The 24,594-nt window shown below is 70.9% G+C and carries 19 protein-coding genes; 8 read left to right on the top strand and 11 right to left on the bottom strand.

Annotated elements, in window-relative coordinates:
* Positions 1 to 87: 87 nt before the first annotated feature.
* On the bottom strand, positions 88 to 3,615 hold the full coding sequence (gene dnaE / locus IEY87_RS18745; protein ID WP_189139983.1) for a DNA polymerase III subunit alpha: 3,528 nt from the start codon (positions 3,613 to 3,615) through the stop codon (positions 88 to 90).
* A 155-nt stretch (positions 3,616 to 3,770) separates the two neighbouring features.
* Here dnaE and IEY87_RS18740 point away from each other — a divergent pair, with 155 nt between their 5' ends.
* On the top strand, positions 3,771 to 5,153 hold the full coding sequence (locus IEY87_RS18740) for an amino acid permease (RefSeq protein WP_225277467.1): 1,383 nt from the start codon (positions 3,771 to 3,773) through the stop codon (positions 5,151 to 5,153).
* A 177-nt stretch (positions 5,154 to 5,330) separates the two neighbouring features.
* Here IEY87_RS18740 and IEY87_RS46990 read toward each other — a convergent pair whose 3' ends face one another.
* Positions 5,331 to 6,167, bottom strand: coding sequence for a chorismate mutase (locus tag IEY87_RS46990; RefSeq protein ID WP_189139982.1), 837 nt, complete (start codon positions 6,165 to 6,167; stop codon positions 5,331 to 5,333).
* A 284-nt stretch (positions 6,168 to 6,451) separates the two neighbouring features.
* Here IEY87_RS46990 and IEY87_RS18730 point away from each other — a divergent pair, with 284 nt between their 5' ends.
* From IEY87_RS18730 to IEY87_RS18710, 6 genes are read left to right on the top strand one after another with little or no spacing between them, the layout of a single operon-like run.
* Positions 6,452 to 8,209 (top strand): serine/threonine-protein kinase, encoded by a 1,758-nt coding sequence (locus tag IEY87_RS18730; RefSeq protein ID WP_225277466.1) that lies wholly within the window; start codon positions 6,452 to 6,454, stop codon positions 8,207 to 8,209.
* Between the two features lie 6 nt (positions 8,210 to 8,215).
* Positions 8,216 to 9,754 carry a serine/threonine-protein kinase gene (locus IEY87_RS45825; protein WP_225277465.1) on the top strand — a complete coding sequence of 513 codons (1,539 nt, stop codon included), beginning with the start codon at positions 8,216 to 8,218 and terminating at the stop codon, positions 9,752 to 9,754.
* Positions 9,751 to 10,581 (top strand): AraC family transcriptional regulator, encoded by an 831-nt coding sequence (locus IEY87_RS18725; RefSeq protein ID WP_225277464.1) that lies wholly within the window; start codon positions 9,751 to 9,753, stop codon positions 10,579 to 10,581. Before IEY87_RS45825 ends, IEY87_RS18725 begins: the two co-directional genes overlap by 4 nt.
* A gap of 28 nt (positions 10,582 to 10,609) precedes the next feature.
* A complete protein-coding gene (locus tag IEY87_RS18720) occupies positions 10,610 to 11,272 on the top strand; it encodes an AzlC family ABC transporter permease (RefSeq protein WP_189139979.1) in 663 nt (220 codons plus the stop codon).
* The gene (locus IEY87_RS18715) at positions 11,269 to 11,580 is read left to right on the top strand and encodes an AzlD domain-containing protein (protein WP_189139978.1); all 312 of its coding nucleotides are present in this window, start codon (positions 11,269 to 11,271) and stop codon (positions 11,578 to 11,580) included. Before IEY87_RS18720 ends, IEY87_RS18715 begins: the two co-directional genes overlap by 4 nt.
* A gap of 51 nt (positions 11,581 to 11,631) precedes the next feature.
* Positions 11,632 to 13,026 carry a serine/threonine protein kinase gene (locus tag IEY87_RS18710; protein ID WP_229699363.1) on the top strand — a complete coding sequence of 465 codons (1,395 nt, stop codon included), beginning with the start codon at positions 11,632 to 11,634 and terminating at the stop codon, positions 13,024 to 13,026.
* Between the two features lie 3 nt (positions 13,027 to 13,029).
* On the opposite strand, the gene IEY87_RS18705 is transcribed toward IEY87_RS18710, so the two are convergent.
* From IEY87_RS18705 to IEY87_RS18695, 3 genes are read right to left on the bottom strand one after another with little or no spacing between them, the layout of a single operon-like run.
* Positions 13,030 to 13,959 carry an RluA family pseudouridine synthase gene (locus IEY87_RS18705; RefSeq protein WP_189139976.1) on the bottom strand — a complete coding sequence of 310 codons (930 nt, stop codon included), beginning with the start codon at positions 13,957 to 13,959 and terminating at the stop codon, positions 13,030 to 13,032.
* The gene (locus IEY87_RS18700; protein WP_225277462.1) at positions 13,943 to 14,530 is read right to left on the bottom strand and encodes a signal peptidase II; all 588 of its coding nucleotides are present in this window, start codon (positions 14,528 to 14,530) and stop codon (positions 13,943 to 13,945) included. Before IEY87_RS18700 ends, IEY87_RS18705 begins: the two co-directional genes overlap by 17 nt.
* On the bottom strand, positions 14,494 to 14,883 hold the full coding sequence (locus IEY87_RS18695; RefSeq protein WP_189139975.1) for a TraR/DksA family transcriptional regulator: 390 nt from the start codon (positions 14,881 to 14,883) through the stop codon (positions 14,494 to 14,496). The genes IEY87_RS18700 and IEY87_RS18695 overlap by 37 nt, the downstream gene beginning before the upstream one ends.
* A gap of 405 nt (positions 14,884 to 15,288) precedes the next feature.
* Here IEY87_RS18695 and ileS point away from each other — a divergent pair, with 405 nt between their 5' ends.
* Positions 15,289 to 18,435 carry an isoleucine--tRNA ligase gene (ileS, locus tag IEY87_RS18690; protein ID WP_189139974.1) on the top strand — a complete coding sequence of 1,049 codons (3,147 nt, stop codon included), beginning with the start codon at positions 15,289 to 15,291 and terminating at the stop codon, positions 18,433 to 18,435.
* A 281-nt stretch (positions 18,436 to 18,716) separates the two neighbouring features.
* Here ileS and IEY87_RS18685 read toward each other — a convergent pair whose 3' ends face one another.
* The 6 genes from IEY87_RS18685 to IEY87_RS18660 all read right to left on the bottom strand — a co-directional run bounded on the left by IEY87_RS18685 (position 18,717) and on the right by IEY87_RS18660 (position 24,483).
* Positions 18,717 to 19,352: an MBL fold metallo-hydrolase gene (locus IEY87_RS18685; RefSeq protein WP_189139973.1), complete on the bottom strand. Its 636-nt coding sequence runs from the start codon at positions 19,350 to 19,352 to the stop codon at positions 18,717 to 18,719.
* Positions 19,353 to 19,569: 217 nt separating this feature from the next.
* Entirely contained in the window at positions 19,570 to 21,711 is a 2,142-nt protein-coding gene (locus IEY87_RS18680; protein WP_189139972.1) for a hypothetical protein, read from the bottom strand.
* 41 nt (positions 21,712 to 21,752) lie between these two features.
* Entirely contained in the window at positions 21,753 to 22,646 is an 894-nt protein-coding gene (locus IEY87_RS18675) for a DivIVA domain-containing protein (protein WP_189139971.1), read from the bottom strand.
* Positions 22,647 to 22,752: 106 nt separating this feature from the next.
* Entirely contained in the window at positions 22,753 to 23,046 is a 294-nt protein-coding gene (locus IEY87_RS18670; protein ID WP_189139970.1) for a YggT family protein, read from the bottom strand.
* Between the two features lie 80 nt (positions 23,047 to 23,126).
* Positions 23,127 to 23,627 (bottom strand): cell division protein SepF, encoded by a 501-nt coding sequence (locus IEY87_RS18665; protein WP_189139969.1) that lies wholly within the window; start codon positions 23,625 to 23,627, stop codon positions 23,127 to 23,129.
* Between the two features lie 139 nt (positions 23,628 to 23,766).
* The gene (locus IEY87_RS18660) at positions 23,767 to 24,483 is read right to left on the bottom strand and encodes a YggS family pyridoxal phosphate-dependent enzyme (protein ID WP_189139968.1); all 717 of its coding nucleotides are present in this window, start codon (positions 24,481 to 24,483) and stop codon (positions 23,767 to 23,769) included.
* Positions 24,484 to 24,594 lie beyond the last annotated feature (111 nt).

The raw sequence follows: 24,594 nt of genomic DNA, 5'->3' as shown, positions 1-24,594 counted from the left end.
GATCCGACGGCGGGCCAGGCCGTCCTGCTCAGCCCTGCCGGGGTCAGGCGCCCGAGCGGGCCCGAGCAGGCCCGGCGGTCTGTCAGGTCAGGCGCCCAGGCAGGCGGGGCCGAGCAGTTGCTTGAGATCTCCCATCAGCGCAGGGGAAGGCGACACCCGGAGCCGGTCGTCCACCCGCATCACCGTCGTCCGCGGCCCGTTGTGCACCTGCAGGTGCACCTCGTACGTGCCCGGATGGTGGCTGAGGATCTCCTTGAGCCGCCCCACGACCGGCGGTGTGCACCTGGCCAGCGGGAGGCTCACGAGTAACGGGCCACCCGCCTCCTGGCTCAGGTCCGGAGCCGTCACCTCCATCGCGACGATCTTGGCCACGTCCTCGCGCTTGTCGATGCGCCCCTTGACGAAGACGATCGCGTCCTCGGCCAGGATCGTCGAGCAGAGCTGGTAGGCCGACGGGAAGATCATCACCTCGATGGCGCCTTCGAGGTCCTCCAGCTGGGTCAGCACCCAGGTGTCGCCCTTCTTGGTGACCTTGCGCTGGACACCGCTCAGGATGCCGCCGACCGTGACCACCTGACCGTCGGGGCGGCTCTCGTCCTGGACCGCCGCGATGGAGCAGTCCGCGCCGGAGGCCAGGATGTGCTCGACGCCGAACAGCGGATGGTCCGACACGTACAGGCCGAGCATCTCCCGTTCGAACTGCAGCAGGACGCTCTTGTCCCACTCCCCCGGCGGGATCTGCACGTCGAAGGTCTGGTCCTCGCCGCCCTCGATCGCCCCGAACAGCGAGTCCTGGCCGATGGCCTCGTTCTTCTTGATGTCGATGACGGCGTCGACCGCCTGCTCGTGCACCATGACCAGGCCCTTGCGCAGATGCCCTAGCGAGTCGAACGCGCCCGCCTTGACCAGGGACTCGATGACGCGCTTGTTGCACACGACGGCGGGCACCTTGCGCAGGAAGTCCTTGAAGTCGGTGAACCGGCCCTTCTCCCTGCGGGCGGAGATGATGCCGTCCACCACGTTGCCGCCCACGTTGCGCACCGCCGCCAGACCGAAGCGGATGTCGGTGCCGCGCGGGGTGAAGTCGAAGTCGGAGTCGTTGACGTCCGGCGGGAACACCTTGATGCCCATCCGGCGGCACTCGTTGAGATAGAGGGCCGACTTGTCCTTGTCGTCCTTGACGCTGGACAGCAGCGCGGCCATGTAGGCGGCCGGATGGTTGGCCTTGAGGTAGGCCGTCCAGTAGGAGATCAGGCCGTAGGCGGCCGAGTGGGCCTTGTTGAAGGCGTAGTCGGAGAACGGCAGCAGGATGTCCCACAGCGTCTCGACGGCGGCGTCGGAGTAGCCGTTGGCCTTCATGCCGGCCTCGAACGACTCGAACTGCTTGTCCAGCTCCGCTTTCTTCTTCTTGCCCATCGCGCGGCGCAGCAGGTCGGCCTTGCCGAGCGAGAAGCCGGCGACCTTCTGCGCGATGGCCATGACCTGCTCCTGGTAGACGATCAGGCCGTGCGTCGTGCCGAGGATCTCGGCGAGCGACTCCTCGAACTCGGGATGGATCGCCTTGATCTCCTGCAGGCCGTTCTTGCGCAGCGCGTAGTTGGTGTGCGAGTCGGCGCCCATCGGGCCCGGCCGGTAGAGGGCGCCGACGGCGGAGATGTCCTCGAAGGTGTCCGGCTTCATCAGCCGCAGCAGCGAGCGCATGCCGCCGCCGTCGAGCTGGAAGACGCCCAGCGTGTCGCCCCGGCCGAGCAGCTCGTAGGTCTTGCGATCGTCCAGGGGCAGGTCGAGCAGGTCGATGTGCTCACCCGTGGTCGACTCGATCATCTTGAGGCAGTCGTCCATGATGGTGAGGTTGCGCAGGCCCAGGAAGTCCATCTTCAGCAGGCCGAGCGCCTCGCAGGTCGGATAGTCGAACTGCGTGATGATCGCGCCGTCGGCGTCGCGGCGCATGATCGGGATGTAGTCGGTGATCACCTCGGCCGACATGATCACGCCGGCGGCGTGCACCCCGGTCTGCCGGATCAGGCCCTCCAGGCCCTTGCCGAGGTCCATCGTCGCCTTGACGTCGACGTCCTCCTCGTAGAGCCTGCGCAGCTCGCCCGCCTCGTCGTAGCGCGGGTGGCCGGGGTCGAAGATGCCCGCCAGCGGGATGTCCTTGCCCATCACCGCGGGCGGGAACGCCTTGGACACCCTGTCGCCGAGAGCGTAGGGGTAGCCGAGGACGCGGCCCGCGTCCTTGATGGCGGCCTTCGCCTTGATGGTGCCGAACGTGGCGATCATCGCGACCTTGTCGGCGCCCCACTTCTCGGTCACGTAGCGGATCACATCGGCCCGCCTGCGGTCGTCGAAGTCGATGTCGACGTCGGGCATGGAGACGCGGTCCGGGTTGAGGAACCGCTCGAAGATCAGGCCGTGCGGCAGCGGGTCGAGGTCGGTGATGCCCATCGCGTAGGCCACCAGCGAGCCCGCCGCGGAGCCTCGGCCCGGACCGACCCGGATGCCGCTCGCCTTGGCCCACATGATGAAGTCGGCGACCACGAGGAAGTAGCTCGGGAAGCCCATCTGCTCGATGATGCCGATCTCGTACTCGACCTGCCTGCGGTGCTCCTCGTCGAAGCCCTCCGGCCAGCGGCGGTCCATGCCCTCCCAGACCGTCCTGCGGAAGAACTCGGTCTCCGTCATCCCCTCGGGGACGGGGTAGGTCGGCATCAGGTTCTTGAACGCGAAGAACCCGGTCGGATCGACCTTCTCGGCCACCAGCAGCGTGTTGCGGCAGCCCTCGGCCCACAGCTCGGAGGAGTCGATCGCGCGCATCTCGTCGGCGGTCTTGATGTAGTAGCCGCTGCCGTCGAAGCGGAAGCGGTCCGGGTCGGACAGCTGCTTGCCGGTCTGGACGCACAGCAGGGCGTCGTGCGAGGCGGCGTCGGACTCGTAGGTGTAGTGGGAGTCGTTGGTGACCAGCGGCGGGATCGACAGCTCCTTGCTGATCCTGCTCAGCCCGTCCCGGACGCGGCGCTCGATGTCGAGCCCGTGGTCCATGATCTCCAGGAAGAAGTCGTCCTTGCCGAAGATCTCCTGGTATTTCGCCGCGGCCTTGACCGCCTCGTCGTACTGCCCCAGCCGGAGCCTGGTCTGCACCTCACCCGACGGGCATCCGGTGGTGGCCATCAGGCCCTCGGCGTGCTCGGCGAGCAGGTCCGCGTCCATCCGCGCCCACTTGCGCACGAACCCCTCGGTGTAGGCGCGCGAGCTGAGCTTCATCAGGTTGTGCAGGCCCTTCTTGTCACGGGCCCAGATCGTCATGTGGGTGTAGTAGCCGCCCGCGGAGACGTCGTCCCGCCTCTGGTGCGGCTCGCCCCACAGCACCGGCTTCTTGTTGTGGCGCAGCTCCGGCGCGACGTAGGCCTCGATGCCGATCACCGGCTTGATGCCCGCGCCGGTCGCCTGCCGGAAGAAGTCGTAGGCGCCGTGCATGTTGCCGTGGTCGGTGAGGGCGATCGCCGGCATGCCCAGATCGCCGACCTGCTTGAACAGCTGCTTGAGCCGAGCGGCACCGTCGAGCATGGAGTATTCGGTGTGCACATGCAGGTGGACGAACGAGTCACTGGACGACATGGAGTGGCGCCTCCGGTCTGAACGTGTGCTGTGCGCTCCGACTTTAGTGGCCCCCACCGACACTTCGGGCGGCGTCGACGACGGCGTGCCGGACCGGTTCCCAGGGCTCCCCCGGATATCGTCGAATTCACGCAACGTGACGAAGGAGACACCCGGTGCGCACGGAGACGGACGAGGGCTACCGGAAGGATCTGGGCAACCGGCAGGTCCAGATGATCGCCATCGGCGGGGCGATCGGGGTGGGCCTGTTCCTCGGCGCCGGCGGCCGGCTCGCCGCCACCGGCCCGGCCCTCGTGCTGTCGTACGCCGCCGCCGGCATCGCCGCGTTCTTCGTCATGCGGGCCCTCGGCGAGCTGGTCCTCTACCGTCCCGCCTCGGGCTCCTTCGTCGAGTACGCGGGCGAGTTCGTCGGGCCGTGGGCGGCGTTCGCCAGCGGCTGGATGTACTGGATCAACTGGGCCTTCACCGGCATCGCCGAACTGACCGCGATCGCCCTGTACGTCCACTACTGGGCGCCCGCCTTCCCCCAATGGGTGACGGCGCTGATCGCCCTGAGCTTCGTCCTGGTGGTGAACCTGCTGTCGGTGAAGCTCTTCGGCGAGCTGGAGTTCTGGTTCGCCATGCTCAAGGTGCTGGCCATCGTGACGTTCCTGGTGGTCGGGCTGGTGCTGGTCGTCCTGTCGGTGGGCCAGGCGGGGCCGCACAACCTCGTCTCGCACGGCGGGTTCTTCCCCACCGGGTTCCCGCTGGTGCTGATGAGCCTGCAGTCGGTGGTGTTCGCCTACGCCTCCATCGAGCTGGTCGGGATCACCGCCGGCGAGACCGCCAGGCCGCGCGAGATCATGCCCAAGGCCGTCAACGGCGTGGTGTGGCGGATCGCGGTCTTCTACGTGGGCTCGGTGGTGCTGCTGGCGATGGTGCTGCCGTGGACCGCGTACGAGGCCGGCACCTCGCCGTTCGTCACCGTCTTCGCCGGCCTGGGCGTGCCGTGGGCGGCCGACGCGATGAACCTCGTGGTGATCACCGCCGCGCTGTCCTCGTGCAACTCGGGCCTGTACGCCACCGGGCGGATCCTGCGGTCGATGGCCCGTAACGGCGAGGCGCCGCGCTTCACCGGGACGCTCAGCGCCCGGCACGTCCCGATCGGCGGGATCGTGTTCACCGCCGCCATGTTCCTCGGCGGGGTGGCGCTGTTCTACTTCCTGCCGCTGCGAGCCTTCAACATCGCCACCGCCGTCGCCTCGCTCGGCGTGGTCACCACCTGGGGCACGCTGGTCTACTGCCAGCTGCGGCTGCGCCGATCCGGGCACCGCTCGTCGTTCCCGATGCCGGGCACACCGTACACCAACTGGCTGACGCTGGCCTTCCTGGCGCTGGTGGTGCTGCTGATGCCGTTCGCGGACGCCGACCAGCGGGTCGCCTTCTTCCTGGTCCCCGTCCTGATCGCGGGGATCGCACTCGGCTGGACGGTGCTCGGCCGCAAGCGGGCCGCCACACCGGCGCAACCGGCGCAACCGGCGGCCGACCCCGCCGAGTGAGCCACGCGAGCGACTTCACGCAGGTGACCCCACGCAGGTGACCCCACGCGGGTGGGTCACGCAGGTGGCTTCACGCAGGTGACCCCACGCGGGTGGGTCACGCAGGTGACCCCACGCGGGTGGACCACGCAGGTGGCTTCACGCAGGTGATCACGTGGCCGGAGCTCGGGCCCGCCGTCAGCGGGTGGTGCGCTCCTCGGCCAGGTGCAGGCCCGCCTCGATGACCGCGTTCATGATCGGGGCCAGCCGCTCCTCGCCCAGCTCGGGCGCGCGCTGGGCCATCGTGGCCACCAGCTCGCGCTCGCGGGCGTGGTCGCGCCCCGCGAAGCCGCCCACCGGCTTGAGCCGCTGCACGATGCCGGCCAGCTCGGCCCGGCGCTCCAGCAGGGTCGCCAGGGTGGCGTCGACGCGGTCGATGGCCCGTCTGCACTCGGGCAGCGTGGCGGGGGCCTCCGGGCGGAGCAGGGCGCCGACGAGGGTCACAGCCTCCTCTGCCGCCCTGCGGTCCGCCGGGGTGCCGACCACGATGAGCCCGTCCGCCCCAGCCGCCACCGCAGCCGTACAAAGACCGATATTTCCGGACACGTCGGCGAGGGCGGGGCGGCCGGACGCGGCCCGCGCGGCTCGCAGCAGTCCCAGGTCAGAACGCTCGCAGAGGATCACCTGATCGTTGCCCTCCGCGACGCAGTAGTCCACCACGCCGAGCCACTCCGCCAGCGCGGCGCCGTGGCGGCGCTCCACCACCACCGGCAACCCCAGCGCGGCCACCGCGCGCACCAGCGGGATGTCCCGCGTCCAGGCCGCCCCGATCACCACGCCGCGCGCCCGCGCCGCGATCACGGGCAGGTCGTCCATGCCGGCCGGCTCAGCCAGCGCCACTCCCTCACGCAGGATCGCACGGGCGTCGCCGCGCTGCGCGCGCAGGCTCACCCGATCGCCGATCACCACGGCGGGCCCGTCGCCCACGCGCTGCGCGCCCAGCGTGACCACATGCCGTTCCAAGGTCGATGACATCTCGGCTCCCCACTCGGCCGGCTCTCCCTGAGCCGGCGGAAAAACCAAAAAGGCAGAGACGCGGCGTCTCTGCCTTTGCCGACTCCAGGTGGTCGCTAGTGGACGACCGGCCCTCCCGGAGCCGGCTCGATAAACACGTAGCGACAAGTCATGTCTGCACCTTACACCCGCCCTCCACGTGCTGGACACGCTTCCCGAATGATGGACTGTCCTTGCGGCGAGTCGCCGTTGATCCCTCGCTATGGGAGTATTTCTTGGCCTAGAGGGAGGGTTTGAGGCCGTTGATGTCGGATCGCAAGCCGGACGGACGCCGCATCGCCGGTCGTTACCAGCTGCAGGAACCCATTGGCAAGGGTGGCATGGGCATTGTTTGGCGCGCCCATGACGAGCTCCTTGATCGCACTGTCGCGGTCAAGGAAGTCCGCTATGCCGCCGCTCTGGGTGACGAAGTGCAGCTGCTGAATCGGCGCACGATGCGTGAGGCGAGGGCGGCGGCCAGGTTCGAGCACCCCAACGTGATCGTCGTACACGACGTGATCGAAGAGGACGACCGTCCCTGGATCGTCATGCAGCTCGTCGAGTCACGTTCCCTGGGAACGGTGATCAAGCAGGATGGGCCACTACCGCCACGAAAGGTGGCCAAGATCGGGCTGGCCGTGCTCGACGCGTTGCAGCGCGCGCACGAGTCGGGCGTGCTGCACCGCGATGTCAAACCTGAGAACGTGCTGCTGGCCGACGACGGCCGGGTGGTGCTGACCGACTTCGGCATCGCCACCCTGGAGACCGAGACGCAGCTGACGGTGACCGGCCTGGCGGGCACTCCGGCGTTCATCGCGCCGGAGCGGCTCAAGGGGCTGCCCGCACGCCGCGAGTCGGACCTGTGGTCGCTGGGCGCCACGCTCTACACGGCCGTCGAGGGCCGCTCCCCGCACGAGCGCGGGATGGCCCTGGCGACCATGCACGCCGTGCTGACGGACGAGCCGGACCCCGCCACCCACGCGGGACCGCTGGCCTCGGTGATCGCCGGCCTGCTGGCCAAGGAGCCGGTCCAGCGCCTGTCGTACGAGGAGACGGCGCAGGCCCTGCGCCGGGTCATCTCCTACTCCGCCGACCGGGCACCGCTCCTCCAGGAGTCCCGGGCGCCGGCGACCATGGTGCAGCCGGCGGTCGAGGACGACATGCCGACGGACCCCGACCTAGCGCCCGTCCCGAGCGCCCTGCCCGTCTCCCCCTTGCCGGAGACGGGAGCCAGACTCCAGCCCGCGACCCAGGAGCCACCGCTCCCAGGGGACTACCAGGAGACCGAGCTGAGCGGCTCCGGCCGGCGGCAGGCGGTGCCGGTCATCGCCGCGGTCGCCGCGGTGGTGCTGGTGGCCGCCGTCGGCGGCTATCTCGGGCTGCGCGCGGCCCCGGGCGACGATCCCACCGCCGACCCGCGCTCGCTGGCGGTCAGTACAGGCACGTCGCAGCCCTCGTCCGGCGCCTCGGCGCCGCCGCCATCGTCGGCGACGCCCAGCGCCGAGCCCACCCCGTCACCGACCGCGACGCCCACCGACACCCTGACTCCCACGGAGCCGAAGGCGACGGAGGCCGCCCTGCCGGCCGGCTGGAAGCTCTACAAGGACAAGAAGCTCGACTTCACCATCGGGCTGCCGAAGGGCTGGGACGAGTACAAACGCGAGGGCAGCCAGGTCTTCTTCCGTGGGCCCGGCGCGGGCTCCAACGCGTTCATGGCGGTCGACCGGGCGTCGAACCCCGGCTCCGACCCGCTAGCGGACTGGAAGAAGCAGGAGAAGTCCGCCAAGTACGGCTTCGGCGGCTACCAGTTGCTCGACATCAAGAAGGTCGACTTCCAGAAGGCCGCCGCCGACTGGGACTTCACCTGGAACACCAACACGGGCCCGACCAGGGTCCGCAACCGGGGGTTCATCACGGACAACGGCCGCGGATACTCCATCTACTGGCACAACCTCAACAGCAGGTGGAAGAAGGACTACCACTTCTTCGAGACCTTCTGCGCGACCTTCAAGCCCGACCGGTAGGCGCGCGTGGACAGACAGGTCGCGGGCCGCTACCGCCTCATCGAGCCACTCGGTGAAGGCGGTATGGGCGTGGTCTGGCGTGCCCACGACGAGCTGCTCGACCGGCTGGTGGCGGTCAAGGAGGTCCGCTACACCGGGGTGGGCGACAAGCAGCGGGCCGAGCTCAACAGCAGGACCATCAGGGAGGCGCGGGCCGCGGGCCGCCTCGACCACCCCTCGGTGATCGTCATCCACGACGTCGTCGAGGAGGACGGGCGCCCGTGGATCGTCATGCAGCTCGTCCGCTCCCGGTCGCTGGCCGAGGTGATCCGCGACGGCGGGCCGCTGGCGGTGCCGCAGGTGGCGGCGATCGGCGCGCGGGTGCTCGACGCGCTGCGGGCCGCGCACGCCACCGGGGTGCTGCACCGCGACGTCAAGCCCGAGAACGTGCTGCTGGCCGACGACGGCCGGGTGGTGCTGACCGACTTCGGCATCGCCTCGCTGGAGGCCGAGGCCGGCCTGACGGCGACCGGCGGCCTGGTGGGCACCCCCGCCTACATGCCGCCCGAGCGGCTGAACGGCGAGCCGGCCAGGCCCGAGGCGGACCTGTGGTCGCTGGGCGCGACGCTCTACGCGGCGGCCGAGGGCGCGCCGCCGTTCCGCAGGGACTCCTGGGCGGCCACGGTGGCGGCGGTGCTGCGCGACCCGCTGGAGCCGCCGCGCAGGGCGGGGAGCCTCTCGCCGGTGATCGTCGGGCTGCTGCGGCGCGACCCGGCCACCCGGATGCCCGCCGCGCAGGCGGCCGAGCTGCTGGCCAGGGCCGCCGCCCCGCAGGACGGCACGATGCCCATCCCCGTGTCGCGCCCGCCCGGCCGGCGCCGCGTCATGATGGTCGCGGCCGCCGTGGTCGTGGCGGTGCTGGGCGCGGGCGGCGCGCTGGTCGCCACCTGGGCGCTGTCCCCGCCGCAGACGGAGATCGCCGGCCCGGCCACGACGACCCCCGCGCCGTCCACGACAGAGCCGACCGAAACTCCCACCAAAGCTCCCATCGAAACTCCCACCAAGACCCCCGCCAAGACCCAGGAGCCCGCTCAGGAGCCGCCGGACGGCTGGCGCTCGTACCGGAACACCGACGGCGGCTTCACCACCGCCCTGCCGCCCGGCTGGCGCGCCACCAAGCACGCCACCAGGGACAGCGTCACCCTGTCAGGCCCCGGCACCACCGGCCTGATGATCATCGAATGGACCGTCCCGGACCAGCCGTGGACCAGTGCCGTGCGGCACTGGGAGGCGCTGGAGCAGGAGATCATCCGCGACGGCGGGTTCAAGGGCTACCTCCGGATCGGCATCCGCCCGGTCCGCTATCTCGGCCGGCCCGCGGCCGACTGGGAGTTCACCAGGGTGCGCGAGGGCGAGACCATCCATGTGATCAACCGGGGCCTGCGCACCGCCGACGGCCGCCCCTTCGCCCTCTACTGGGAGACGACCCAGTCCCGCTGGAAACAGGACCGGCACTACTTCGACAGCTTCGTCGCCGCCTTCCGTCCGGGGGCCGGGACGCCGTGAGCGAGGCGGAGCGGGCCCGCTTCTGGCGGCACCCGGCGGTGCCGGAGGTCGACCTGCTCAAAGCCCGCTACGTCACCCACCGCTTCTCCCGGCACGTGCACGACGGCTACGCCATCGGCGTCATCATCGCCGGTGTGGAGGAGTTCGACTACCGCGGCAGCACACACCGGGCGGGCGCGGGCGAGGTGGTGCTGGTCAACCCCGACGCGGCGCACACCGGCCAGGCGGGCACCGCGGGCGGCTGGGCGTACCGCATGCTCTATCCGTCCGTGGCGGCGATCGGTGAGATCGCGACCGAGCTCGGCCTGACCTACGGCACCCCGCACTTCCCCGAGCAGGTGGTGCGCGACCCGGCGGTGGCGGCGCTGATGGACCGCGCGCACCAGGCGACCGAGCGCGGCGACGACCTGACCGCCTCCACGATGACGCGGACGCTGTTCGCGCGGCTGCTGACCCGCCACGCCACGCCGCGGCCCGCCGTGGGGCTCGCCCCCGAGGGCGCGCGAGCGGTGCGCGCGGCGCTGGACGTGCTGCACGAGCGCCTGGTGGACCCGCCGACGCTGGAGGATCTGGCGCGGGTCGTCGGGGCCAGGCCGTTCCCGCTGCTGCGCGCGTTCAAGGAGGCGACCGGCCTGCCGCCGCACGCCTACCTGAACTCGCTGCGGGTGCGGCGGGCCCGCCACCTCCTGCGGTCGGGGGTACGGCCGGCGCGGGTGGCCGCCGAGGTGGGCTTCACCGATCAGGCGCACCTGAGCCGCCACTTCAAGCGCGTCGTCGGCGTCCCTCCGGCCGCCTACCAACGAGCCGCAGAAACGTACAAGAAATAGTCCTGACCTGCACATATCCTCGGTTTCCATGGACCAGACGACACATCGTTCCGCCGCCATCAGGGACGGCCTGGGCGTGGGGCTGGCCGTGGGGCTGTCCGGGGTCGCCTTCGGCGCCGCGGCCGTCACCGCGGGACTGAGCGTGCCGCAGGCGTGCGTGCTGAGCCTGCTGGCCTTCACCGGCGCCTCGCAGTTCGCGCTCACCGGCGCGGTCGGCGCGGGCGGCGACCTGCTCTCCGCCGCCTCCGGCGCGCTGCTGCTCGGCGGCCGCAACACGCTGTACGGCCTGCGGATGGCCGATGTGCTGCGGGTGCGCGGGCCGCGCAGGCTGGTGGCCGCGCACGGCGTGATCGACGAGACCACCGCCGTGGCGCTCGCCCAGCCGACCCCGGCGGCGGCGCGGGCCGGGTTCACGACCACGTTCGCCACCATCTACATCACCTGGAACCTCACCACGCTCGCCGGCGCGCTGGGCACCTCCGCGCTCGGTGACCCCGCCATGCTGGGGCTGGACGTGGTGGGGCCCGCGACGTTCCTGGCCATCCTGTGGCCGCGGCTGGCGGCCAGCGCCGAGCTGCGCCGGCTGGCCGTGGGCGGCATGGCCATCGCGCTGCTGGCCACCCCGTTCTTCCCGCCGGGGGTGCCCGTGCTGCTGTCGGCCCTGGCCGTGCTGGTGGTGCTGGTCCGATGACGCTCTGGTGGGCCATCGCGGCGGTCTGCGCCGGCTGTTACGCGCTCAAACTGGCCGGGCTCGCCGCCCCTCGCCAGGTGCTCGACCATCCCGTGGTGCGGCGCTTCGCCGAGCTGGTGCCGGTGACGCTCCTGGCGGCGCTCATCGCCGTCCAGATGTTCACCCATCAGGGCGCGCTCGCCTTCGACCCGGCCCGTGCCGGCGGTCTGGCCGCCGCCGTGATCGCGTTGCTGCTGCGCGCTCCGTTCCTGGTCGTCCTGGCCGCGGCCGCGGCCACGACCGCGCTTGTCCGAGTTCTTTTGGGGTAGTCGCCCCGCATGTCCGATTCTGTGGGGATTGTTGGAGGCCGATACCGCTTGGTGAAGACGATCGGCCGGGGCGGCATGGGCACCGTGTGGCAGGCGTACGACGAGGTGCTCGGCCGCGACGTGGCGCTCAAGGAGGTCCTCCCGCCTCCCGATCTCACCGGCCCGGAACGCGACATCTTCACCGTGCGGACCTTCCGCGAGGCCAGGGCGGCCGGCCGGGTCGCCCACCCCTGCGTCGCCGCCGTGTACGACGTGCTGGAGGAGCACGGCCACCCGTGGATCGTCATGCAGCTCATCCGCTCCCGCACGCTCGGCGAGCTGGTGCGCGACGACGGGCCGATGGCCCCCGTGGAGGTCGCGCACGTCGGGCTGCAGCTGCTGGAGGCGCTGCGCGCGGCCCACACGGCGGGGGTCCTGCACCGGGACGTCAAGCCCGACAACGTGCTGCTGGGCGAGGACGGCCGGGCGGTGCTCACCGACTTCGGCATCGCCACCACCGAGGACGAGGCCCCCGTCACCAGGACGGGGATACTCCTCGGCACACCGGCCTACATGGCGCCGGAGCGGGCGGCGGGCGGGCAGGCCCAGCCCGCCTCGGACCTGTGGGCGCTGGGCGTGACGCTCTACGTGGCCGTCGAGGGCCACTCCCCCTTCCACCGCGAGAACGCGCTGGCCACGCTGGGCGCGGTCATGCACGCCGAACCGGCCCCGCTGGCCCGCGCGGGCGTCCTCGGTCCCATCCTGCTCGGCCTGCTGCGCAAGGACCCCGCCGAGCGGATGTCGCTGGACGAGGCGCGGCGGCGGCTGTCCGCGATCATCACCGGCAGCGCACCCGAGCCGACCGGACCGGTGCCGATCCCGGTCGCGACCCAGGCCCGGCCCGCGCTCGTGCCGGGCCGGCGCAGGCCGCCGCTGCTCGCGCTGGGCGCGGGCACGGTCATGGTGGCGCTGGTCACCGGCGGCGCGGCCTGGTGGTCGCACCGGCCTGCGGAGACCAGCGCGCCGCCGCACGTACCGGCGGTGGTGCGATCGTCCAGCTCCCCCAGCGCGGCCCCCGAGACGAGCCATCCGCCACCGTCGCGCACCGGCGCCCGGCAGGACACCCCACCCCCGACCGCGTACGACTCACCCCGCACGATGTACGACTCACCCCGCCCCGACGAACCGGGCACCACCACCAAGCCGTCCACGAAGCAGACCCGGCCCCAGCCCACCAAGTCCGCCCGCAAGACGCCCGGCGACCCGACACCCACCAAGCCCGAACGGGCCACCCCTCGTGGCACCCCGGAGAACGAGTCCAGCGGGAAGACCCCCGGCCAGGTGGACCCGGCCGACGGCGACGCCCGAGGGCAGGGCCAGGGACGGGGTCAGGGACGGGGTCATGGCCAGGAAGCCCGTGACAACGCCGGCCAGAAGCCGAAGAAGGCCGGCAAGCACAAGGCCTGAGGGTCAGGACTCCGCGCGTACGGTGTCCAGGGCCTTCTGCAGGTCCTCCGGGTAGTCGGTGCCGAACGAGATCCACTCGCCGGTGGAGGGATGCTCGAAGCCGAGCGAGACCGCGTGCAGCCACTGCCTGGTGACGCCCAGCCGGGCGGCGATCGTCGGGTCCGCGCCGTACATCATGTCGCCCACGCACGGGTGGCGCAGCGCGGACATGTGCACCCGGATCTGGTGGGTGCGGCCGGTCTCCAGCTTGATGTCGAGCAGCGAGGCCGCCCGGAACGCCTCGATCGTGTCGTAGTGGGTGATCGACGCCTTGCCGCCCGCGACCACCGCCCACCTGCCGTCACCCGACGGGTGCCGGTCGATCGGCGCGTCCACCGTGCCCCGGAACGGGTCGGGATGCCCCTGGACCAGCGCGTGGTAGCGCTTGTCGACGGTGCGCTCCTTGAAGGCGCGCTTGAGGTGGGAGTAGGCGTGCTCGCTCTTGGCCACCGCCATCGCGCCGGTGGTGTTGGCGTCCAGCCGGTGCACGATGCCCTGACGCTCGGCCGCGCCGCTGGTCGCGATCGTGTGCCCGGCGCCGAGCAGGCCGCCCAGCACGGTCGGGCCCGTCCAGCCGACGGTCGGGTGGGCGGCCACGCCGATCGGCTTGTTGACCACCACGATGTCGTCGTCCTCGTAGACGATGCTCATGCCCGGCACCGGCTCGGCCACCGGCATGGGGGTGCTCACCGGAGGCGGGAGCGTCACGTCGAGCCAGGCGCCCGCGTGCACCCGGTCGGACTTGGCCGGCTGCCTGCCGTCGACCAGCACCTCACCGGCGCCGATCAGCTCGGCCGCGCGGGTGCGCGAGAACCCGAACAGTCTGGACAGCGCGGCGTCGACCCGCTCGCCCTCCAGCCCGTCGGGGACGGGGAGACTACGCTGCTCGGCCACTCTTGCCCTCCCTCGTCCCGTCAAGCTGATAACCGCGCCAGGCCAGGATGACCGCGAGGATGCCGCCGCACACGATCGCCGAGTCGGCGATGTTGAAGATCGGGAAGTAGTCGATCACCGGGAAGTTGCCGGGCAGCACCTCGATGAAGTCGACCACATGCCCCTGGAGCTGTGTGGACCTGCCGAAGCCGGACGGGTAGCGCAGCAGCCTGTCGGTCAGGTTGCCGAGCGCGCCGCCCAGCAGCATGCCCAGGGTGATCGCCCACGGCAGGCTCCCCAGCTTACGCGCCGCCCGGATGATGGCGACCACCACGCAGGCGGCGATGAGGGTGAGGATGAAGGTCATCCCGGTGCCGATGCTGAACGCGGCCCCCGAGTTGAAGATCAGCCTGAACTGCAGCACCCCGGGGATCAGCACCAGCGGCGGCTCGCCCTCCAGCGTCCGCAGCGCCACCGTCTTGGTGATCACGTCGGACGCGTAGAGAACGGCCGCCAGCGAGGCGAGAACGGCCAGGAGACGGCCTCGCCGCCCGCCTACCGGCGCTCCTCCTTCTGCTTGCAGGCCACGCACAGCGTCGCCCTCGGGAACGCCTGAAGGCGCTCCTTGCCGATCGGCTTGTGGCACGATTCGCACACTCCATAAGTCCCTGCGTCGATCCTGGCGATCGCACGTTCGTTCTGCGCGACCAGGTCGCGTGCATTCAGGGTAAGGGCGATCTCACGTTCGCGCTCATAGGTCTTGGCGCCGGCGTCCGCCTGGTCGTCACCGGCCCCCTGAGTAACGTCTCCCGAAGCGATTTCGGACTCGTGACGGAGAATGTCCGCGTTGAGCTCCTCGACCTCGCTCTGCAGCGTGCCGCGTACCTCGGCCAGCTCCTGCTTCGACCACATCGACGGTGTAGCGGTCTGCGTGACTGCCACCATGGCTGCCTCCATGCTGATCAAGGCCCTTGAATCGTGCGGGCAGCCTAGGTCTCCGATAACGGAATGGCAAACGACCCGCCGGACGAATTACCCCTCCTGTACTATCCCGCCTCGCCCTGCTAACTCCTCCTCACCGGACTCCATTCCCGCGTTCGTGGAAGCTCTCGGGGCCGCTCTGCGTTATGGTGTGAAGCTGCAAGGCGTTGATGGGGCCCTCCGACGAGGGGCATCACCCCGGAGCCGCCGGAAGAACGGCTCGCATCGAGCTCACTAGACCCGGCCGCACCTCTAATGGAGAGGGCCTCACCCGAGGCCAAGAAGGGTGGTACCGCGGAGCCCCACCGGCTTCGTCCCTTCGCGCAAAGCCCGTCTATCGGCCTGTGACGCGTGGAGGTCCCGCCCGACATGTCTTCGCCATCTTTCCGCTCTCTTCCCGCGCAGGTCGACCTGCCCGCGCTCGAGCGCGAGGTCCTGGACCGCTGGCGGGACGGGAAGATCTTCGAACGCTCCATCGAGCAGAACGAGGGCAACCCGTCCTGGGTCTTCTACGAGGGCCCGCCCACCGCCAACGGCCTGCCCGGCGTCCACCACGTCGAGGCCCGCGTCTTCAAGGACCTGTTCCCGCGCTACAAGTCGATGCGCGGCTTCAGCGTGCCCCGCAAGGCCGGCTGGGACTGCCACGGCCTGCCCGTCGAGGTCGGCGTCGAGAAGGAGCTGGGCCTCACCGGCAAGCGCGACATCGAGGACTACGGCATCGCCGAGTTCAACGCCAAGTGCCGCTCGTCGGTGCTGCGGCACGTCGACGCCTTCGAGCAGCTCACCGAGCGGATGGGCTACTGGATCGACCTGTCGACGGCGTACCGGACCATGGACCCGGCCTACATCGAGGCCGTCTGGTGGTCGCTCAAGGTCGTCTTCGACAAGGGCCTGCTGTTCCGCGACTTCCGCATCACGCCCTACTGCCCGCGCTGCGGCACCGGCCTGTCGGACCACGAGCTGGGCCAGCCCGGCGGCTACGAGACCGTGTCCAGCCCGTCGGTGTACGTCCGCATGCCGGTGACCTCCGGTCCGCTGGCCGAGCTGGACGCCTCCCTGCTGATCTGGACGACCACCCCCTGGACGCTGGTCTCCAACACCGCCGTCGCCGTGCACCCCGACGTCACCTACGTCGCCGCGCGCACCGCCGGCGGCGAGGTGCTGGTGGTGGCCGAGCCGCTGCTGTCGGTACTCGGCGAGGACGTCACCGAGGTGGCTCGCCTCACCGGCCGTGAGCTGGAGCGCACCACCTACCGGCGGCCCTTCGACCTGGTCGACATCCCCGACGCCCACTACGTGGTGCTCGGCGAGTACGTCACCGTCGAGGACGGCACCGGCCTGGTCCACCAGGCGCCCGCGTTCGGCGCCGACGACCTGGCCGTCATCAGGCGCTACGACATGCCGGTGATCAACCCGATCGGCCCCGACGGGCGCTTCCTCGACGACGTGCCCATGGTGGGCGGGCAGTTCTTCAAGGACGCCGACGAGGCGCTCACCGAGGACCTGCGCGGCCGCGGCCTGCTGTTCCGCGGTGGCCACTTCGACCACAGCTACCCGCACTGCTGGCGCTGCCACACGCCGCTGCTCTACTACGCGCTCCCCTCCTGGTACATCAGGACCACCGAGGTCAAGGAGCAGATGCTGGCGGAGAACGCCACGACCAACTGGTACCCCGACACGATCAAGTGGGGCCGCTTCGGCGAGTGGCTGCGCAACAACGTCGACTGGTCGCTGTCGCGCTCGCGCTACTGGGGCACGCCGCTGCCGCTGTGGGTGTGCTCGGCCGACGAGTCCCACGTGACGTGCGTGGGCTCCTTGGCGGAGCTGGGCGCCCTGGCCGGTGAGGACCTGTCGGCGCTCGACCCGCACCGCCCGTTCGTGGACGACGTGGCCTTCCCCTGCCCGACCTGCTCGGCCGAGGCCCGCCGGGTGCCCGACGTCATCGACGCGTGGTACGACTCCGGCTCCATGCCGTTCGCCCAGTGGGGGCAGCCGGGCAAGCCCGAGGGCCTCTACCCGGCGCAGTTCATCTGCGAGGCGACCGACCAGACCCGCGGCTGGTTCTACTCGCTGATGGCCGTCGGCACGCTGGTGTTCGGCCAGTCCTCCTACGAGAACGTGCTCTGCCTCGGGCTCATCCTGGCCGAGGACGGCCGCAAGATGAGCAAGCACCTGGGCAACATCCTGGAGCCGATGCCGCTGATGGACGAGCACGGCGCCGACGCGCTGCGCTGGTTCATGGCCTGCGGCGGCTCGCCCTGGTCGGCCCGCCGGGTCGGCCACGGCGCGCTGGAGGAGATCGTCCGCAAGGTCCTGCTGACCTACTGGAACACCGCCTCCTTCTTCACTCTCTACGCGGGCGCCGAGTCGTGGTCGCCCGCCCGGCTGGCCGACGCGCCCCCGGCCGCGCAGCGCCCGCTGCTCGACCGGTGGGCACTGGCCGAGCTGCACCGCACGGTCGCCGACGTCACCGCCTCACTGGACGAGTACGACACCCAGCGGGCCGGACGCAGGCTGGCCGAGTTCCTCGACGACCTGTCCAACTGGTACGTACGCCGCTCGCGCCGCCGGTTCTGGCAGGGGTCGCCGGAGGCGTTCGCCACCCTGTACGAGTGCCTGGAGACGGTGACGCGGCTCATGGCGCCCTTCACGCCGTTCGTCACCGACTACCTGTGGGACGTGCTGCGCGGCTCCGACGCCCCCACCTCGGTGCACCTGGCGTCCTGGCCCGCCGTGCGCGATGATCTGCTCGACCCGGCGCTGTCGCAGCAGATGGCGCTGGTGCGGCGGCTGGTGGAGCTGGGCCGCTCGGCCCGCGCCTCCTCCGGCGTCAAGACCCGCCAGCCGCTCGGCCGCGCCCTGGTCGGCGCGCACGACTGGCCGGCGTTGCCCGGCGAGCTGCGCGACCTCATCGCCGACGAGCTGAACGTCCAGGTCCTGGAGGACATGTCGGGCTTCAGTGCCGACCTGGTCTCCTACACCGTCAAGCCCAATTTCCGGGCGCTCGGCAAGCGGTTCGGCTCGCAGACCAAGCTGGTGGCCGCCGCCGTGGGCGCCGCCGACGCCACCACGCTGGCCCGCGCCCTGCGCTCCGGCGAGTCCGTCACCGTGGAGGCGGGCGAACTCGGCCCGGTCACGCTCGGCTCCGACGATGTGATCGTCACCGAGCAGCCGCGTTCCGGCTGGGCGGTGGAGACGGGCGCGATCGACACGGGCACCGGCGAGACGGTGGCGCTCGACCTGGAGCTCACCGACGAGCTGCGCCGGGCGGGCCTGCTGCGCGAGGTCATCCGCCTGGTGCAGGACGCCCGCAAGTCTTCGGGCCTGGCCATCACCGACCGCATCGACCTGTGGTGGACCGCCACCGGTCCCGACCTGGCGCAGGCCCTGCGCACGGGCGGCGAGCTGGTCGGGGACGAGGTGCTGGCATCGTCACTGACGGAGGGCGACCAGCCCGGCCTCCCGACACACACGGACCCCGACCTGGGCCTCACCTTCCAGCTCCGCCGCGCCTGACCCCCGGGAGACGCCCGACCCCCGGGAGACGCCCGACCCCCGGGAGACGCCCGACCCCCGGGAGACGCCCGACCCCCGGGAGACGCCCGACCCCCGGGAGACGCCCGACCCCCGGGAGACGCCTGACCCCCGGGGGCCGGCCGCCGCCTGACGGCCGACCTCGGGGATCCCCCGATCCACCGCCGCTTCCGCCGGTATCCGGCGGCGCGTACCTGCCTGAGAGCCGCAGACGCCGGATACCGGCCTCTCGACCGCGTCGCGCCCAGCGGCGTCAGGCGGGCTCAGAGCTCGACGCTCTCGCCCGGCAACAGCCGCCGGATGTCGGCGTCGAGCGGCCCGGCCTCGCTCGCCAGCACGCTGTCGAGCACTTTCAAGCCCCACTCGTTGAGCAGACCGTCATGGATCGCGTACGCCCGGCGCGGCCCCATCTCGCGCAGGTAGCCGATCAGATCGGGCACCGTCAGCCACGGCGCCTGGCCCGGCACCAGCAGGGTCGGCACGTCGACCAGCGGCAGCGCGTCGCCGGGATGGAACACCTCACCGTCGAGGAGGAACCCGACGTTGTCCACGGGCTCGGCGTCGGGATGGCTGAGGTGATGCTTCTCCCCGACGCCCACCACCTCGAACCCGGCGACCGTCAAGACGTCCCCGTCGGCCACCACCCGTACCCGGTCCCGAATCCCCTCCAGCCGCCGGGCCACCCCGGAGCAGGTGTAAACGGCGAGCTCGGCGTCGGCGGCCACAGCCGCGTACAGCCGCTCGGCCTCGAAGTGGTCGACGTGCTCATGGGTGATCAGAACCGCCTCGACACCGGCCAGCGCCTCCGGCTCCGGCGTCATCACCCCGGGGTCGATGACGATCGCCCTGGAATCCTTCTCCACCCGCACGCACGCATGCCCGTACTTGGTCAGTCTCACGGCCCTATCCTGTCCCGCCGGCCGCTTGCGCCCCCTGGAGATCTCCGACAGCGAAAACCACCCCAAGCAGGCTAAAAATATGCCTCGATGCTTGAAACCCGGGCTAAGTGCGTAAATCGCCACCCAGGACTCCCGGATCAGCGATCAAGCGATGCCACGAAAGCAGCGGACGCCGACAAGGGGATTACGGCCACCCTCGACCGGCGACCGCAACGGATCAACCCACCGTTTCCCGCTCGTTCTGACAGACGGAACAACTCGTCAGACCCGCCGCCTCAGCCCTGGCCAGCGTCATACTCTCCACCCCGGACTCCCCAGCACCCTGAATCAGCGGACAGGCGGTGCCGTGGTAGCGACGGGTGCCGATGATGACCTTCACCATGCCGCCGCCGGCCTTCTTCCCCCCAGCAGGGGCAGGCTCGCCGGACGCCGCGCCACGGTCTTTTGAGGCACCGGCGGTGGAGGCACCGGAGGTAGAGCCGCCAGCGGTGGAGGCACCGGAAGTAGAGCCGCTGGAGGTAGAGCCGCCGGACCGCCCATGAGCGGCGGTATCGGCCGAACCCTCGCCACCGGACTTCGCCCCGGCGGACTGCTGCTCGCCACCCGCCTTGGAGCCGGTAGGCCGCTCACCACCCGCCTTGGAGCCGGTAGGCCGCTCGCCGCCCGGCTTGGGACCGGTGGGCCGCTCGCCGCCCGGAGCCTTCGACGGGCTCCCCGAGCCGGCACCGGGCCTCCCCCCGGTCGCCCTGTCAGGCGCTCCGGTGGGCGTCGGCAGGGTCCGGGACTTGGCGGACTCGGCCGACGACGCCGGTCGCTCCGGCGTCACGGCACCACTCGAAGCCGGGCCCCGGTCAGAGCCGCCCTGCGGCGACTTCGCCTCAGCCTCGTCGGCCCCGGCGGAACTCCCCTGAGACTTGCCCTCACCCGACCGCGATCGCAGCGACGAAGGGGCGTCACCCGATCCGGAACGGGTCTGCCCGGCGGGGCCGCCCGATGCCGGACGACGCGACTCCGCCGACGGCTTGGCGTCCTGGGACACCGGTTCGCCGGAGGCCGTGACGCGAGGCTGGGGACGGGTGTCGGGGTCGGTGGAGTCGCTGTCAGGCTCAGCCATCACCGCCTGCTCACCAACGGGCTTCTCACCCCGCGCACTACCGCCGCCACCCGGCTTCTTGCCCTGAGCGCCGCTGCCGACCGCCTGCTCAGCTCTGCCGGCGGGGCGTTCGGCTTGCGCACCGTGGCCGGAGGAGTCGCCGCGCTCAGCTCCGCCAGAGGGTCGCCCGCCCTTCGGCTCTGACCCGGTGCCCGGCCGCTGGGGCCGGTCCGGCCTGGGGGTGCGGTGGCCGTCGGGGAGGGGCAGGGAGAGCTTGGTCTCCGCCTCCGCCTCTTCGCGCCCGGCGGACCCGTAGGGGGGCCGCGCGCCCTTGCCACCGGCCCCGGATGGCGTGCCGCCCCCGGGACGGGTGGGCGCAGCGGCCGGAGAGGCGGCCGGCCGGCCGAACCAGCCGGTCGGGCCCTCGGCGGTCGCGGAGGAGGCGGCCGAGGAAGAAGCCGATGCCGGGGAAGGGGTCGCGGATGAAGAAGGGGCCGCGGAAGAAGCTGAGGCCGGGGAAGGGGCCTCGGATGAAGAAGGGGCCGAGGCAGGAGTAGAGGCCGTAGAAGGGGCCGGGGAGGGGGGCGAGGTGGGGGTGACAGCCTTGGGTTCGGGCCTTGGCGGCATGACCGGCGACTGCGGGTCCCGCGTCGGCTCGGCCTGGTGCGCGGTGGCGACGGCCGGCTCGGGGTCCGGGGCAGGTGGTAGCTGCCGACCGCCGAGTGCGGCGTCAGGCAGGCACGCGGTGCAGGGCGTGAAGCCCTCCTCGCGCGCCTCTTCGTACGTCAGTTCTTCTTGACCCCGCCCGATCAGCTGCCGGCAGCCCTGAACGTGGTAGCGCTTGCGCCCTGGGATCACCAGCACGATCGCGTCCGGGGAGATCCCGCTCGCCGTCAGCGGGCGCTGCGGCCCGGACGCCGGTGCGGGAGACGGCCCCCGCGTGGGCACGGGTGAGTGCCCGGGTGAAGGCAGGGTCGCCGTCCGCTGGAACGGTTGCGGCGACGCTTGCGCCCCCATCGGGCCGGTCTGGTTGTACGGCACGCCGGGTGGCACGAGCCCCGCTGGAGGAGGGGTGGCCGGCACTGCGGCCTGCCCACCACCGGGAAACAACTCGTGACGCCGCAGCAGTGCCCCGATCACCAGGAAAAGCGCGGACAGCACGCTGACCACGATGGACCACATGATCAGGAACGGCTTGGCCAGTACGAAGCCCGCGATCAACAGAATGACCGCCGTGAGCACCAAACCAGCACTGATAAGGATCACAAAGGGCTCTTTCGAGTGACGGGTCTATCTGACCCGCTACCTTACCGGCGGTCGTTGTGGGGACCGTCACTGCCGGGGAAAACACCCTGCGGAGCCTCGCCGCCGAACGGGTTGGGACCACCGGGCAGAGGCTGCTGGCCACCCTGGGGGACGGCGTGCTGCATACCGGGGCCCGCGGCACTGGGCGCACCCGACGACATGACGGGGAACCCGCCGCTGCCTTCCGCGGAGACGTTCAGCTCGGCGAGCTGGTTCTCCAGGTAGAGCTTGAGGCGGCTGCGGTATTCGCGCTCGAAGCTGCGCAGCTCCTCGACCTTGCGCTCGAGCTCGTCACGGGTCTGGACGAGGGAACCCATGGCCTGACGGTGGCGCTCCTGCGCGTCGCGCTCGAGCGTCTCCGCGCGGGCGCGGGCGTCGCCGATGACCTGCTCGGCCTGACGGCGAGCCTTGGTCAGGATCTCGTCGGCCTCGCGGCGGGCTCGGGTCACGGTCTCGTCCGCCTCCCGGCGGGCGTCGGAGATCGCCTGGTCGGCGGTCTGCTGCGCGAGCGCGAGCACGCGCGCGGCGGTGTCCATGTTGTCCTCGGCGGGAGGCATGTTCATGGCCATCGGAACCGGCTGCGGCTGCTGCTGCGGCTCGGGCGCCCGCATGGGCTCCGGCTGCTGCTGCTGTTGCTGGGGCGGCGGCCCCATCATCTCAGGCTTGGGCTGCTCCTGGACGGGCGCGGACGCCATGGGCATGTTCATGCCACCAGGCACCTTGCCGCGCAGGCACTCGGCCAGCTTCGCGCGGAGCTCTTCGTTCTCTTGGATCAGGCGGTCAAGCTCAGCCTCGACTTCGTCGAGGAAGGCATCGACCTCTTCCTCGTCGTAGCCCGGCCTGAGCCGGGTCGTACTGAATTGCTTGTTCCGCACATCAGCGGGCGTCAGCGGCATCTTTTGGTCTCCTTGGCGCGCTTTGGAGTCTGTCCGGAGGGACGGTCAACCCGATCACTTCAGCGCGGACACGAGTTGGATCATGACCGGTGCTCTGTGGCCCCCATCACCTACCGCCGAGCATTCCTGCGATGTTGATCAAGAGCAGAACGATGATGAAGAGGACTGTGAAGCTTAGGTCAAAGGCCACCGTACCCAACCGGAGCGGGGGAATGAAACGGCGGAGGAACTTCAGGGGAGGGTCGGTTGCGGTGTATGTGGCTTCGGCGAGCACCAGCACGACCCCGGAGGGTCGCCACTGCCGTGCGAACGCCTGGACGGTCTCGAAGATCATCCTGCCGATGAGCAGCACCAGGTAGAGCGACAGGACAACGACCAAGATCTGGCTTACGATCCCCACGGTCTGGCCGCGCCTCCACTTCTGATGTGCCCGTCCGGTCTCGGCGAGACCTGGTTGGGTCCGGTAGTCATACAGAGACTCTAACTCTGGTTGAAGAACCCGCGTTCCGCGATTCGTGCCTTGTCCTCAGCGGTCACCTCGACATTGGCAGGGGACAACAGGAACACCTTGTTCGTAACACGTTCAATGCTGCCATGTAGGCCAAAGACCAGACCTGCCGCGAAATCGACCAGCCGCTTCGCGTCGCTGTCGACCATCTCGGTCAGATTCATGATGACGGGGGTGCCGTCACGGAAGTGCTCGCCGATCGTCCGGGCCTCGTTGTAGGTCCGGGGGTGCAGGGTGGTGATGCGCGCCAGATCGGTCGTACGGCGCTCCAGGACGGTCGTGGCGGGCCTGGGCGCGGGCACTCCCGTATCGGCCTCTTCCTCGCGGTCCTGGACCGCTATGGACCGCTCCTCGCCGGTGCGCTGCACATCGTCGTCGTAGGCGTACTCATCCGTGTAGGTCTCGTACCTCTCGTAGCGGTCGTCCTCCACGAGCCCGAGGTAGACCGCCATCTTGCGCATCGCGCCGGCCATTGCTACGTCGTCCTCCTGCTCATGGTCGCACTCGTTCGGACTCGTCAGCCGGGTCCGAGGCGGTAGCCGTACCCCCCTGGAGCTCACCGCTGATCGACCTCTACCAGACCGTGGACCTGAAGACCCACTTGAGGGGACATTACCTGACGAAGAGCTTTCGACGGCCGAGCAACGCCGTACCGACACGCACATGTGTGGCGCCGTGCGCGACGGCTTCGGCCAGATCCACGCTCATCCCCGCGGAAATCATCGTGGCACGTGGGTGGCCTTCCTGTACGCCCAGCGCCACATCGCGCAGCCGCGCGAACGCCTTGCCCGGGTCCTCCCCCAGCGGCGCCACCGCCATCACCCCGCCCAGCCACAGACCGGGAGCGGCGTCGATCGCCTCGGCCACCGCCGGCACGTCCGCCGGCCTGACGCCGCCCCTGCCCGGGTCGTCGTCCAGCGCCACCTGCACCAGGCACCCGATCTCCCTGCTCTGCCTGACGGCCTCCCGGCTGATCGCCTCCACCAGCCGGCCCCGGTCGACGGAGTGGATCAGATCGGCGTAACCGACCACGGAACGCACCTTGTTGGTCTGCAGTTGCCCCACGAAGTGCCAGGTCAGCGGGAGGTCCGCGCACGCGGCCGCCTTGGGCGCGGCCTCCTGGTCGCGGTTCTCGCCCACGTCACGCACGCCGAGCCCGGCCAGCAGTCGCACGTCGGCGGCCGGATAGGTCTTGGTCACGGCGATCAGGGTCACCTCACCCCGGTCGCGGCCCGCCGCCAGGCACGCCTCACCGATCCGCTTCTCGACCCCGGCCAGGCCGGAGGCGATCTCATCCGTTCGCACGCCTGTCCCTCCTGTGCACACCATTGTCCTGTACGCCTCCCGCCGCCGGCCACCGCCCGCCCCCGCGGACCGGGCGCGGGTGGAACGCTCCCGGCCCGGGCGCGGCGAGCGAACCGGCCGCACGGCCCTCGCGAT

The organism is Nonomuraea glycinis, from assembly GCF_014646515.1.
GTDB classification, from domain to species: domain Bacteria; phylum Actinomycetota; class Actinomycetes; order Streptosporangiales; family Streptosporangiaceae; genus Nonomuraea; species Nonomuraea glycinis.
Note: the sequence above shows the minus strand (reverse complement) of the source record. Positions and strands in the feature narration are given on the sequence as shown.